The 13391-nt window shown below is 38.1% G+C and carries 10 protein-coding genes and 4 tRNA genes; 3 read left to right on the forward strand and 11 right to left on the reverse strand.

Translation table 11 applies throughout. From position 1 onward, the window contains the following. Window positions 1-430 precede the first annotated feature (430 nt). The 9 genes from hupB to GAB14E_RS16610 all read right to left on the reverse strand — a co-directional run bounded on the left by hupB (window position 431) and on the right by GAB14E_RS16610 (window position 7791). A complete protein-coding gene (gene hupB, locus GAB14E_RS16650) occupies window positions 431-706 on the reverse strand; it encodes a nucleoid-associated protein HU-beta (protein ID WP_033081291.1) in 276 nt (91 codons plus the stop codon). 295 nt (window positions 707-1001) lie between these two features. Further along, window positions 1002-3350: an endopeptidase La gene (lon, locus tag GAB14E_RS16645; RefSeq protein ID WP_033081292.1), complete on the reverse strand. Its 2349-nt coding sequence runs from the start codon at window positions 3348-3350 to the stop codon at window positions 1002-1004. A gap of 231 nt (window positions 3351-3581) precedes the next feature. Further along, window positions 3582-4856: an ATP-dependent protease ATP-binding subunit ClpX gene (gene clpX, locus GAB14E_RS16640; RefSeq protein WP_033081293.1), complete on the reverse strand. Its 1275-nt coding sequence runs from the start codon at window positions 4854-4856 to the stop codon at window positions 3582-3584. Between the two features lie 75 nt (window positions 4857-4931). Beyond that, the gene (gene clpP / locus GAB14E_RS16635) at window positions 4932-5528 is read right to left on the reverse strand and encodes an ATP-dependent Clp endopeptidase proteolytic subunit ClpP (protein ID WP_269429106.1); all 597 of its coding nucleotides are present in this window, start codon (window positions 5526-5528) and stop codon (window positions 4932-4934) included. A gap of 200 nt (window positions 5529-5728) precedes the next feature. Next, window positions 5729-7036 (reverse strand): trigger factor, encoded by a 1308-nt coding sequence (tig, locus tag GAB14E_RS16630; protein WP_033081294.1) that lies wholly within the window; start codon window positions 7034-7036, stop codon window positions 5729-5731. Between the two features lie 319 nt (window positions 7037-7355). Next, window positions 7356-7432, reverse strand: a tRNA-Pro gene (locus tag GAB14E_RS16625). 47 nt (window positions 7433-7479) lie between these two features. Continuing rightward, window positions 7480-7555 (reverse strand) — tRNA-His (locus tag GAB14E_RS16620). A gap of 38 nt (window positions 7556-7593) precedes the next feature. Then, window positions 7594-7670: transfer RNA gene (locus tag GAB14E_RS16615), tRNA-Arg, on the reverse strand. 44 nt (window positions 7671-7714) lie between these two features. After that, a tRNA-Pro gene (locus GAB14E_RS16610) sits at window positions 7715-7791 on the reverse strand. A 564-nt stretch (window positions 7792-8355) separates the two neighbouring features. On the opposite strand from GAB14E_RS16610, the gene folD reads away from it, so the two are divergent. Then, complete coding sequence (gene folD / locus GAB14E_RS16605; protein WP_033081295.1) at window positions 8356-9210, forward strand: bifunctional methylenetetrahydrofolate dehydrogenase/methenyltetrahydrofolate cyclohydrolase FolD; 855 nt, start codon at window positions 8356-8358, stop codon at window positions 9208-9210. A gap of 148 nt (window positions 9211-9358) precedes the next feature. On the opposite strand, the gene cysS is transcribed toward folD, so the two are convergent. Further along, window positions 9359-10768 carry a cysteine--tRNA ligase gene (cysS, locus tag GAB14E_RS16600; RefSeq protein WP_033081296.1) on the reverse strand — a complete coding sequence of 470 codons (1410 nt, stop codon included), beginning with the start codon at window positions 10766-10768 and terminating at the stop codon, window positions 9359-9361. Between the two features lie 472 nt (window positions 10769-11240). Between cysS and GAB14E_RS16595 the strand changes: the two genes are divergently transcribed. Both GAB14E_RS16595 and GAB14E_RS16590 read left to right on the forward strand, forming a co-directional pair. Continuing rightward, a complete protein-coding gene (locus GAB14E_RS16595; RefSeq protein WP_033081297.1) occupies window positions 11241-11732 on the forward strand; it encodes a peptidylprolyl isomerase in 492 nt (163 codons plus the stop codon). Between the two features lie 27 nt (window positions 11733-11759). Then, window positions 11760-12509, forward strand: a complete 750-nt coding sequence (locus tag GAB14E_RS16590) for a UDP-2,3-diacylglucosamine diphosphatase (RefSeq protein WP_052093510.1) — start codon at window positions 11760-11762, stop codon at window positions 12507-12509. Window positions 12510-12604: 95 nt separating this feature from the next. On the opposite strand, the gene miaE is transcribed toward GAB14E_RS16590, so the two are convergent. Beyond that, on the reverse strand, window positions 12605-13387 hold the full coding sequence (gene miaE / locus GAB14E_RS16585) for a tRNA isopentenyl-2-thiomethyl-A-37 hydroxylase MiaE (protein ID WP_033081298.1): 783 nt from the start codon (window positions 13385-13387) through the stop codon (window positions 12605-12607). Window positions 13388-13391 lie beyond the last annotated feature (4 nt).

Below are 13391 nucleotides of genomic sequence, written 5' to 3' on the forward strand. Positions count from 1 at the left end.
TCGCGATTTTAGCAGAAGATAATAACAAGTGCATTAATTTATTGACCACTTAGCGAGAATTAAAAGGCTTAGAGGCAAGGCATTGATTGAAGAGAATAGTTATTCCCTTCTCAAAGTCAATAACGCCGCATGTAAGAATTTCAAACTCGCCCTTCGGAGTTTATTCGCAAACTTATAGCGGCACAAAATGAATAAAACATAGAATAACTATGTTTAAGTAATTTTGTTTGCTCTAAGCTCTCTAATATAGCTCTAAGCTGACCAATTAATTAGTGCAATTGGTATAAGCATTGCTTGAAGTACAACCTAGGTAAAATGCAAATTTAATATTCTATTAATTAGAATACTTCTATTTTCATCTAGCCTAAAAGCAAAAAACCACCTAAAAAGGTGGTTTCTAATACGCGGTATAACTTAGTCTAGTGACTAATTATGCGTTACATGCGTCTTTTAATGCTTTACCAGCTTTGAAAGATGGGATTTTAGCAGCAGCGATTTGGATAGTAGCACCCGTTTGTGGGTTGCGACCAGTACGAGCAGCACGGTCACGTACTGAGAAAGTACCAAAACCAACAAGAGCAACTTGTTCGCCATCTTTTAATTCATCAGTTACAGCGCCAATAAATGAATCTAATGCACGACCCGCAGCAGCTTTTGAAATGTCTGCACCAGCAGCAATCTTCTCGATTAGTTGAGATTTATTCACAGTGTATACCCCTTCAATTGTTATTATACAACGCTCTCCTTTTTATAAGTTTCATCAATCAAAAAATTATTTTCATTCGATGACTTGAAGCGTTGTGTGTAGAAATTATATTGCTCTCTAGCTCCCTTCAAATCATCTATATAACATAGAGGACAAGGGGTCTAGCGATAAAAGCGTAGTTAACTTACCATAGTTTCAGCGTTTGCAAAGCGATTATTACGTTTTTTTGCTATTTTTTTAGATTTTTTGGCCTTTTTTGATATAAATCATCAAAAAAGGCCAAGCTTTAAGCAAATTATTTTTCAACTTTCCATTGTTCTACTGGCTGTTCAAGCGCAAGAGCAAGTACTTCATCTATCCATTTTACTGGGTGGATAGACAATTCAGCCTTAACATTGTCAGGAATTTCCTGTAAATCACGTTCGTTTTCATGGGGTATAATTACAGTTTTTATACCACCACGATGCGCAGCAAGTAACTTCTCTTTAAGACCACCGATTGCTAACACTTCACCACGTAGAGTAATTTCACCTGTCATAGCAACTTCAGCTTTGACCGGATTACCTGTAAGGCTTGAAACTAATGCTGTACACATGCCAACACCGGCACTAGGACCATCTTTTGGTGTTGCCCCTTCAGGCACATGAACATGGATATCACGTTTTTCATAAAAATCTTCATTAATACGAAGTTTCTCGGTGCGACTACGTACAACCGTCATGGCCGCTTGAATAGATTCTTGCATAACATCACCTAATGAACCGGTATAGGTCAGCTTACCTTTACCTGGTACAGAGGCTGTTTCTATAGTGAGTAGCTCACCGCCAACTTGAGTCCATGCTAAACCAGTTACCAAGCCGACGCGATTTTCCGAGTCAGCCTTGCCATAATCAAATCGTTGTACGCCTAAAAATTCATTTAGATTATCTTGATTAATGGTGACTTTCTTTAACTTTTTATCCAGTAAAATAGCCTTTACCGCTTTACGGCACAGTTTCGATATTTCGCGCTCTAGACTACGTACACCCGCTTCACGTGTGTAATAACGAATAATGCCAACAATAGCACTATCATCAATGTCAATTTCTTTAGCTTTCAAGCCATTTCGCTCAATTTGTTTGTTGAGTAAATGATTTTTAGCAATATTAAGTTTTTCATCTTCCGTATAGCCCGACAAACGAATAACTTCCATACGATCTAACAAGGGACCAGGAATATCCATACTATTAGAAGTAGCAACAAACATCACATCAGACAAGTCATAATCAACTTCTAAATAATGATCATTAAAAGTGGTATTTTGCTCTGGGTCTAATACTTCAAGTAATGCCGAGGCTGGATCGCCGCGCATATCAGACGCCATTTTGTCAATTTCATCCAATAAGAATAGCGGGTTTTTAACACCTACTTTTGATATTTTCTGGATTAATTTACCCGGTAGCGAGCCAATATAAGTACGGCGATGACCACGAATTTCAGCTTCATCACGAACGCCACCTAACGCCATACGCACATATTTTCGACCGGTAGCTTTAGCAATAGACTGACCTAGCGAAGTTTTACCAACACCTGGAGGTCCTACTAAACAAAGAATTGGCCCTTTTAATTGACTTACTCTTTGTTGTACCGCTAAATACTCTAAAATGCGCTCTTTAACCTTATCTAAACCAAAATGATCTTTATCTAATACCTCCTGAGCTAAGGTAAGGTTACGCTTTAATTTACTGCGCTTTTTCCACGGCACGTTTATCATGCAATCGATATAGCTGCGCACAACAGTTGCTTCTGCCGACATGGGCGACATCATTTTAAGCTTTTGCAATTCAGCAACCGTTTTGTCTTTCGCTTCTTTTGGCATTTGTGCTTCTTCAATGCGCTTCGCCATTTGCTCAAGCTCATCTGGTGCATCATCACCTTCGTTAAGCTCTTTTTGAATGGCTTTCATTTGCTCATTCAAGTAATAATCGCGCTGACTTTTTTCCATCTGTTTTTTAACACGGGTACGAATTTTCTTTTCAACTTGTAATAAGTCAATTTCGCCTTCCATTAAAGCCATCAAATGCTCTAAACGAACATTAACATCAAGAATCTCTAAAACCTTTTGCTTGTCAGCCAGCTTAAGAGGCATATGAGCGGCCATAGTATCAGCAAGCTGCTCGGCTTCATCGATACCCGATACCGAAGTGAGTACTTCTGGTGGGATTTTTTTATTAAGTTTTACATAACCTTCAAATTGAGAAATAGCCGAACGGATTAGAACATCAATATCATCGCCAAGCTCAGATTTTGGCTTAACATATTCAATTTCCGCGCTAAAATACTCTTCAGTCTCAACGAACTTATTTATTGTGGCACGCTGTGCACCTTCAACTAATACTTTAACAGTACCATCGGGTAACTTTAACATTTGCAATATAGTAGCAACCGTACCTGTGCTGTATACGTCTTCAGCTTTAGGATCGTCGATGGCAGCATCTTTTTGCGCAACAAGAAATACTTGCTTATCATTTTCCATCGCTAAATCTAGACAACGAATTGATTTTTCACGGCCAACAAAAAGGGGGATAACCATTTGCGGGTAAACAACAACATCTCTTAAGGCTAAAACGGGGATCTCAACGACACCAGATAATTCTTTACTCATTGGCTACTCTTCTTGGGAATTGTTTTAATTAATAAAATAGTTTAAAGCTATAGAATCTATATGGGGCTAGGCTGTTAACTTTCAACAATAGATAAAAAATAAAGCGCTAAACAACTAGATTTTTATGAATAAGATCAAAAAAGCCTGATGTAGTAAGTAATTATCTATAAAAATAATTACTTACTACATCAGGCTATATTTTTTACTTAAGCAAACTACAGGCGTTTAAAGTTACTCGGAGGCAGCTTTATCTTGCTTACTGTCATAAATAACAATCGGCTTACTCTCACCTTTAATGGTGTTTTCATCTACAACAATTTTACTGACATTTTCCATGGATGGTAATTCATACATAGTTTCGAGTAAAACAGCTTCAACGATTGAGCGTAAACCACGAGCACCAGTTTTTCTGTTCATAGCTTTACGTGCAATAGCGTGTAAAGCATCAGCTCTGAACTCTAGCTCGACATTTTCCATATCAAATAATGCGGTAAACTGCTTAGTTAGTGCATTTTTAGGCTCTTGCAATATTTGAATAAGCGCTTCTTCATCGAGTTCTCGTAATGTTGCCAAAACGGGCAAACGACCAATAAACTCAGGAATCAAACCATACTTAACTAAATCTTGCGGCTCAACATCAGCTAAGCGATCTGTTAACGATACCTCTTGGTCTTTGCCACGAACTTCTGCGCCAAAACCAATACCGGTGCCAGTATGACAACGCTGCTCAACAACTTTATCTAAACCAGCAAAAGCACCACCACAAATGAACAGTATTTTAGAAGTATCAACTTGCAAAAATTCTTGTTGTGGATGTTTACGACCACCTTGAGGAGGTACGGAAGCAACGGTACCTTCAATAAGCTTTAATAAGGCTTGCTGAACACCTTCACCGGAAACATCACGGGTTATAGAAGGGTTATCTGACTTACGTGAAATCTTATCAATCTCATCAATGTAAACAATACCACGTTGAGCTTTGTCTACATCATAATCGCATTTTTGCAATAACTTTTGAATGATGTTCTCAACATCTTCACCGACATAACCCGCTTCAGTTAACGTAGTTGCATCAGCCATAGTGAATGGTACATCTAATAAGCGAGCTAATGTTTGCGCTAATAATGTTTTACCACTACCCGTTGGACCGATAAGCAAAATATTACTTTTACCAAGCTCTACACCATTATGATTATCACCATTTCGTAAACGTTTATAATGGTTATATACTGCAACCGCTAGTACTTTTTTCGCATGGTCTTGACCAATAACATAATCATCAAGACTTTCACGGATCTCTATAGGAGAAGGCAACGCTTCTTTATTTTCTTTTGGCGAAATTTCAGAAATCTCTTCGCGAATAATGTCATTACATAGTTCTACACATTCATCACAAACAAACACTGATGGGCCAGCAATTAATTTACGTACTTCATGTTGGCTTTTGCCACAAAATGAGCAGTAAAGTAATTTACCATTGTCGCCACCACTTTTAATATCGGTCATGCCCTACCTCTAAACTTTTAATACCAATAAATCCATTTATTACTCAATCTACACTGCTAAGTATACACCGAAATCCTATTTATCGTTACGTTGTTCTAATATGGAGTCAACTAAGCCGTATTCAACCGCTGCCTCTGCACTTAAGAAGTTATCTCTGTCTGTATCTTGAGAAAGCTGCTCTAAGGTTTTGCCCGTATGTTCAGCCATTAACGAGTTAAGCTTTTCTTTTATAAACAATATCTCTTTGGCATGAATTTCAAAATCTGAAGCTTGCCCTTGGAAACCACCTAGTGGTTGATGAATCATTACACGAGCGTTAGGTAAACAATAACGTTTACCTTTTTCACCACCTGATAATAAAAACGCCCCCATACTTGCCGCTTGGCCAATACAAACTGTGCTGATATTCGGTCTGATGAATTTCATCGTGTCATAAATCGCCATACCAGCAGTAACTGAACCACCGGGTGAATTTATATACAGAAAAATATCTTTATCTGGGCTTTCTGATTCTAAGAATAATAACTGCGCTATGATCAGGTTAGCCATATGATCTTCAACTTGTCCACAAAGGAAGATTACACGCTCTTTTAACAGCCTTGAATAGATATCGTATGAACGCTCACCTTTAGCTGTTTGCTCAACAACCATAGGCACTAACGCACTTTCAATACCGGTTGTACTACTTTGTGATGACACTTTTGATGATCTTTGTGATGTAATTTGAGAACCAATTTGAGAGTTAAACAAGAGTATACCTTCCCTTAATAGATAAAAATGGCCTGTATGTTGCCATACAAGCCATTAAATTTAAGCGATTGCTGAGTCTATTGTCAATGCAAAACTACGATAAACTTCAGCTTTACTTAATATTACTTAGCTTCTGGGTTCATTATTTCGTTAAAGCTAGCTTTTTTGTCCGAAACGTTGGCTTTTTCAACTAAAAGTTCAACCGCTTGTTCTTCTAGCGCTACGTTTTGCATTTGTTGCATTAGCTCTTGATTGTTTGCGTAGTATTCAATAACTTCTTTAGGATCTTCGTAAGCAGAAGCTGCTGAAGCAATCAATTCATTCACTTTAGTCTCATCAACTTTAAGCTCATTTATTTTGATTATTTCACCTAAAAGCAAACCAACTTTAACACGACGTTCTGCTTGTTCTGTGAACATATCAGCAGGAAGTTGTGGTAAGTTTTTCGGATCCATTTGACCTTTGAAACGTTGCATAGCTTGTTGACGTAAAACATCTACTTCTTGCGTTACTAACGCTGCAGGTAAGTCAACTTCATGACCAGCAAGTAAACCATCAATAACTTGTGTTTTAACTTTAGCTTTAACCGCTTGAGTTAATTCACGTGCCATGTTTTTACTTACTTCTGCACGTAAAGCTTCAACACCACCTTCTTCAATGCCGAAAAGTTTTGCAAACTCTTCATCTATTTCAGGTAGAATTGGACCTTCAGTTTTATGAATTACGATATCAAACTCAGCATCTTTACCTTTAAGGTTTTCAGCATGGTAATCGTCAGGGAAAGTTACTTTGATAGTTTCTTCATCACCCGCTTTCATACCGGTAACTTCTTTCTCAAAACCAGGGATCATACGACCAGCACCTAGTTCTAATTCAAAACCTTCAGCTTTTCCGCCTTCAAACTCTTCACCATCTACACGGCCAGTGAAATCAAGTGTTAGCTTATCGCCTTTTTTAGTTTTGCGTTTGTTTTCTTTCCACGTTTGATGTTGCTTTTGTAGCGTTACAAACATTTCATCTAAATCAGTATCTGTCACGTCTACTTGTGGACGTTCAACCGCGATTTTATCCAAATCTTTTAATTCTACTTCTGGGTAAACTTCAAAAGTTGCTTCAAACTCTAACGCTTTGCCGTCTTCATTGCTTTTAGCTACAAATGAAGGTCGACCCGCGGGGTTGATTTTTTCTGCAACAATTGCATCAACAAAGTTACGCTGCATAATTTCACCAGCAACTTCTTGACGTACTGATTTACCGTAGCGTTTTTGAATAACTGACGGTGGTACTTTACCTGGACGGAAACCGTTAATACGCTGTGTTTTACTAATTTGACGAAGACGATTCTTAACTTCTACATCTACTTTCTCGGCCGGAACAGAAATAGTCAGACGACGTTCCAAACCCTGTGTAGTCTCAACTGAAACTTGCATTTAAATACCTCAAAAACTTAGCGTATTACGCTTTTTATCGCATCAATCAATAGCCAACACCTTTGGTAATACCTACCAAATTTGTGACAAAATGATGCCCTGTTACAAAAATATGACGCCGAATTATAGCGAGGGCAAAAAAAAGTTGCAAGGAGTAAGTTTTAAGCAATAGACTTTTTTATGCATAATCGAAGGTACTAGGCTTTATGACACAAAGATATTTTTTAGAAAGAGTAACTTTAGGATTAAAACTGAGCGTTTATTAGTTTTATTTTTTTAAAAGGAATTTCAGAATTTTACTTTTTTGAATTAGAGAAAGTGGTCGGTGATGCAAGATTCGAACTTGCGACCCCTTGGACCCAAACCAAGTGCGCTACCAAGCTGCGCTAATCACCGACATATTCTCTGAGTATTCTATTAGCTGGAACTAGTAGAATTAAAGATGGGGTGGCTAAAGGGACTTGAACCCTCGACAACCGGAATCACAATCCGGGGCTCTACCAACTGAGCTATAGCCACCATAATACTTTTCCATACTTATCATTTATAGATAAGAATGGTGCGCCCTGCAGGATTCGAACCTGCGACCCACGCCTTAGAAGGGCGTTGCTCTATCCAGCTGAGCTAAGGGCGCACATTGCCTACAAAGGCATAACACTTTAGACCAGAAGTTAAAAGTGGTCGGTGATGCAAGATTCGAACTTGCGACCCCTTGGACCCAAACCAAGTGCGCTACCAAGCTGCGCTAATCACCGATTTATGCTGTATCAACAAGAAGTAAACTGCCTCGTTTCAACGGATGCGGATATTACCGAGTTGCTTACCCCCAGTCAAATCTTTTTTATAAATAAATAACTGTTCGGTTGTTTTTAACACAAGTCGTTTAATTCTTCTGCTAGCAACTATGCTTTGCCGGGTTAATTGACCGTATTATCAATTCCAATTTTTCAAGCATCAATACATAAAAATTTAGTCATTAAAATAGCGCTATTTATCATAGTGAATATTGCTTGATTTAACATCACCTACACAGAGTACCAGTTCACTATTTTTAGTGCCCAATCCCAAGGATTATATAAATAAATAGTACCCACCTAATGTATGGTTCCAATAAAATTATAATTTTATAACCTAGCTATGATGCCTGCAACAACTGACTATTGTATACAATCCATAGAAAGCGAATAGATAAATACTGTTTTAAGTAACCTTACTCATCCGGAGTTGATGTTAAGTAAAGTAAACCTACAATACACCTGCAGTTTGTGGCAAAATAGTCTCGTTTTTTTATTACATAAGCTAGGGCTAACAATAGAGTTATGACAGCATCATTGATCGATGGCAAAGTAATTGCCAAACAACTTAGAGATTCAGTTAAAGAAAAAGTTAGCTTACGTATTAGTAAAGGCCAAAGAGCACCTGGTTTAGCCGTTATTCTTGTTGGTTGTGATGCTGCTTCACAAGTTTATGTGGGTAGTAAGCGCAAAGCTTGTGAAGAAGTTGGATTTGTTTCCCGCTCTTATGACTTACCTGATACAACCTCAGAGCAAGAGCTATTGAGCTTAGTCAGTGAATTAAATAACGATGACACTATCGACGGTATTTTAGTGCAACTTCCTTTACCTGAAGCATTAAATGCCGACTTAATTATCGAACACATTAACCCACTAAAGGATGTTGATGGTTTTCACCCATCTAATGTCGGCAAACTGGTATTAAGACAACCAGGCCTTAGACCATGTACACCTAAGGGAATAATCACACTTGTTGAGTCAACGGGCGTTGATCCTAAAGGATTAGATGCACTTGTTATTGGCGCTTCAAATATTGTTGGCCGACCTATGGGGTTAGAGCTTTTGCTAGCCAAGTGTACGGTAACAACAACACATCGCTTTACTAAAGACCTAGAAGGTAAAGTGCGAAATGCAGATCTTATAGTAGTAGCTGTTGGCAAACCTGGCTTTATACCAGGAGAATGGATTAAAGATGGCGCTATAGTAATCGATGTTGGCATTAACCGTCTAGATAGTGGCAAATTGGTGGGTGATGTCGAATTTGATGTTGCTAAAGAGAAAGCTTCATTTATCACACCAGTACCTGGTGGCGTTGGCCCGATGACAGTTGCTAGCTTAATTGAAAACACTTTGATTGCATGTGAACAAGCAAATCATTAAGCGCTCGCTTTAAATCTAGCACATAAAACGTTGTCTGTGGTGATCAAAAAAGGGTGAACACTTTCTAGTGTTCACCCTTTTTATTACTTACTTCTGAGTATTTATAGATTAATGTTTAGAGCTTTATTTAAAAACATTAATCATGCTTTTAGCCTTTACGCCAAGTTGTTTTACCTGCACTATCTTCTAAAACGATATTCATGGCATTAAGTTTGTCACGAGCATCATCAGCTAGTGCCCAATCTTTATCTATACGTGCTTGGTTACGTTGTAAGATAAGCGCTTCAATTTGTGCAACTTCATCATTATCATTATCACCTTGCAAAAATACTGCGGGGTCAAGCTGTAACAAACCAATTATTTCGCCCAACGCTACTAACATTGAAGCCAAGTCACTGGCTAAGCTCTCATTATTTGTCGCTTTGGCAACATTTAGCTCTTTCGATATTTCAAATAAAACAGCTAATGCTTGTGGTGTATTAAAGTCATCATCCATTGCTTGGCAAAACTGCTTCACAAAGTTAGAGCTTTTATCAAGCACATAATCACTTTGAGTATTTACATCACGAAGCGATGTGTAAATTCGCTCAACCGATGATCTTGCTTGCGTTAAGTTATCGGTAGAATAGTTTAACTGACTGCGATAGTGACCGGTAGTTAAGAAAAATCGTACTGTTTCGGCATCATATTCAGTTAATACATCACGTATAGTGAAAAAATTGCCTAATGATTTCGACATTTTTTCTTGATCTACTTGTACCATACCGGTATGCATCCAATAGTTCACATACGGGGTATCAAGGGCACAACAACTCTGCGCGATTTCATTTTCATGGTGAGGAAAAGTTAAATCAGAGCCGCCGCCATGAATATCAAAATGATGACCGAGCTCTTTCGCGTTCATTGCTGAACACTCTATATGCCAACCTGGACGACCTTCCCCCCAAGGAGATGACCAACTAGGCTCTCCGGGTTTAGCCGATTTCCATAAAACAAAATCAAGCGGATTATTTTTATACTGATCAACCTCTACCCTTGAACCTGATTGTAATTGCTCAAGATTTTGACCACTTAGTTTACCGTAATCTGCATAACTAGAAACACTAAAAAGTACATCCCCCTGCCCGGTAGATTCAACGTTAGCACCGGCAACATAAGCATGCTCCTTAGCCACTAGGGTTTCAATCATAGCAATGATTTCACCCATGTGCGTGGTTACTCTTGGCTCTAAATCAGGCCTAGTCATATTAAGTGCATCAAAGTCTTGATGCATAGCGGCGATAGTACGCTCTGTTAATGCTTCAGGTGTTTCATTATTTTCGTTGGCGCGATTAATTATCTTATCTTCAACATCCGTGATGTTGCGCACATAATTTACATCGTAGCCAGAAAAGCGTAAGTAACGGGCAATATTATCAAAACTGATATAAGTACGGCCATGGCCTATATGGCATAAGTCATAAACGGTGCAACCACAAACATATAAGCCGACTTTACCTGGGTTAATTGGTGTAAAGGTTTCTTTTTGACGACTTAAAGTGTTGTAAATCTGCAACATGATATTTTATGATTCCTACTGAGTAATTTCTAATAAATAAGTGTTAGACCTGCTCTACTTCGAAATACATATGGAAGTAGATAGGCATAGATTGTACCTGAACAAATCTAAAGGATCATCAAGACTAATACCAAATACATCAATTAATTGACCACTTAGCGAGAATAAAAAGGCATATAGGCAAGGCTTTGATTGAAGAGAGTGGTTATTCCCTTGTCAAAATCAGTAACGCGGCATATATGCCTTTGCTTTCTTATTAGGGGACGCCTTTCGGAAGTTCATTACTGACCTGATAGCTGCTCAGAATTAATGAAATATAGAACGACTATGTTTAAGTAATTTCGTTTGTTCTCAGCTCATTAATGAAACTCTAAGTTGACCCGTTTATTGATGTAATTGGTATAATGCACTTTATAGCAAGTTAGCGTACAATTGCGGCAATTATTTTATCAGAACTTAACAAGAGACAACTATGATCGTATTAAAAACAAGCCTTGGCGATATTAAAATCGAATTAGACTTTGAAAATGCACCTGTTTCCGCAAAAAATTTCCAACAATATGTGGAAGAAGGTCATTACAATGGCACTATTTTTCACCGTGTAATTAAAGGTTTTATGGCACAAGGTGGTGGTTTTGCTCCTGGCTTAGAAGAAAAAGAATCTCGTGCAAGCATTAAAAACGAAGCAAATAATGGCGTAAGTAACAAACGTGGGACTTTAGCTATGGCACGTACTCAAGAGCCTCATTCAGCATCAGCACAATTTTTTATCAACTTATCTGATAATGACTTCTTAGATTTCACTGCTGAAAATGTACAAGGCTGGGGTTACTGTGTGTTTGGTGAAGTTGTTGAAGGCATGGACATCGTTGATAAAATGACTTTAGTTGAAACTGGCAACATGTACGGCCACGGTGATGTTCCAAAAGATGATATCGTTATTGAATCAGCTACGGTTGCCTAAGCTTTACCGCTTAACATAATTGAAAATATGATTAAAAGTAAAGATACTGCAATAACTTACCTTATTGCTGATTTGCACTTGTGTGAAAACAGGCCTGATATCAGCGCCTGTTTTTTACGTTTTCTGGAAAATGATGCTGTTAAAGCAGAGAAGCTTTATATCTTAGGTGATTTATTTGAAGCTTGGGTTGGTGATGATGATGATAACCCGTATCTTAAAACTATCGCCGATGCACTAACAAAATTAAGCCAAACAGGCACGAAAATTTATTATATTCATGGTAATAGAGACTTTTTACTAGGTAAAACTTACGCAAAAAAATCAAGTATGACACTCTTACCTGAAGTGGAGACTATTGATCTTTATGGACGACATGTTGTCATCATGCATGGCGATACCTTGTGTACTCGTGATATTGACTATCAGGTATTTAGAAAAAAATCTCGCTCTTGGTGGTGGCAAACAGCAGTTAAAAGTCTACCGTTATTTGTCCGTAAAAAGATGGCAGCAAATTATAGAAAAAGAAGTGCTGCTGCTACAGCAATTAAATCACAAGATATTATGGATGTTACCGACAGTGAAGTAACTGCATGCCTTGAGCAATACCAAAGCCAATTATTAATTCATGGTCATACCCATAGACCGGCGGTACATGAAATAATTGCCAATGGTAAAAGCGCTCAGCGTATAGTTTTAGGTGATTGGTATGAGCAAGGGGCATGGTTAAAAGTAACACCCGATGCTATTGAGTTACTCAATCAACCTTTAAATCAGTAACACTCAGCCCAAAAGATTTAGCACTTATCGATATCATGACAGGCACTCTCGTTGGCTATTATGTTATCGACTAGCGTTAAAGCTCACTTAATTGCTTAAATCGGCGAGCCTGAATGAAACTTAAAGTCTTCATCCGGACTAGAAATAAGCTCCGCTTCTACTTTAGCAAAGTAGGAAATACGCTCGCTAATATCTACGCCCTCACCGGCAACTTGTGCAGCTAAAGCCAAATAATCTTGATAATGACGTGCCTCAGAGCGTAATAAGGACACATAAAACTTATTTAACTCATCGTCTAAATGTGGTGCCAATTTAGCGAAACGCTCGCATGACCGAGCTTCAATGAATGCACCAATAATCAATTTATCAATTAACGCATTTGGCTCATAAGTGGTGACATGTTTGAGCATGCCTTTGGCGTAACGGCCTGCGGTAATACCATCAAACGGAATATCTCGTTTTACCATGATTTCTAACACTTGATAAAAATGGTGTAACTCTTCTTTAATTAACAACACCATTTTATCAATAAGATTTTGACTAAACGGCGATTGACCTTGAGCAGTGTTACTTTTAGGAAAAATAGCCTTAGAGATATTGTTTTTATTGGCAAGTGACGCTAAATCACCACGCTTTCGATATAAAAAATCTTCATACGGTTGAAACCATTCAAGTAATACCTTGTTACTTTCTTTATCTATCGCATATTTTCGAATAAGAAACATAGCGGTTTGCCCCGCCTTAAGCTCACAGGCAAGATGGTCTCGTAAAATTATAGGTAAATTTTCTTTTTTCTTCGCTTCATCTATCCAAGCATCAGGAGTTTCACATGTTAAAAAATTCAATATAGGGATTAGTAATTGCTCTGCTTCGGTCATCTGT

Source organism: Colwellia psychrerythraea, assembly GCF_000764185.1.
In the GTDB taxonomy this organism is placed as follows: domain Bacteria; phylum Pseudomonadota; class Gammaproteobacteria; order Enterobacterales; family Alteromonadaceae; genus Colwellia; species Colwellia psychrerythraea_B.

Bases quoted from the DNA above. Each gene is read 5' to 3' on its own strand.
- lon (WP_033081292.1), bottom strand. From the start codon at position 3,350: ATGAGTAAAGAATTATCTGGTGTCGTTGAGATCCCCGTTTTAGCCTTA.
- clpX (WP_033081293.1), bottom strand. From the start codon at position 4,856: ATGACCGATATTAAAAGTGGTGGCGACAATGGTAAATTACTTTACTGC.
- tig (WP_033081294.1), bottom strand. From the start codon at position 7,036: ATGCAAGTTTCAGTTGAGACTACACAGGGTTTGGAACGTCGTCTGACT.
- folD (WP_033081295.1), top strand. From the start codon at position 8,356: ATGACAGCATCATTGATCGATGGCAAAGTAATTGCCAAACAACTTAGA.
- cysS (WP_033081296.1), bottom strand. From the start codon at position 10,768: ATGTTGCAGATTTACAACACTTTAAGTCGTCAAAAAGAAACCTTTACA.
- GAB14E_RS16595 (WP_033081297.1), top strand. From the start codon at position 11,241: ATGATCGTATTAAAAACAAGCCTTGGCGATATTAAAATCGAATTAGAC.
- GAB14E_RS16590 (WP_052093510.1), top strand. From the start codon at position 11,760: ATGATTAAAAGTAAAGATACTGCAATAACTTACCTTATTGCTGATTTG.
- miaE (WP_033081298.1), bottom strand. From the start codon at position 13,387: ATGACCGAAGCAGAGCAATTACTAATCCCTATATTGAATTTTTTAACA.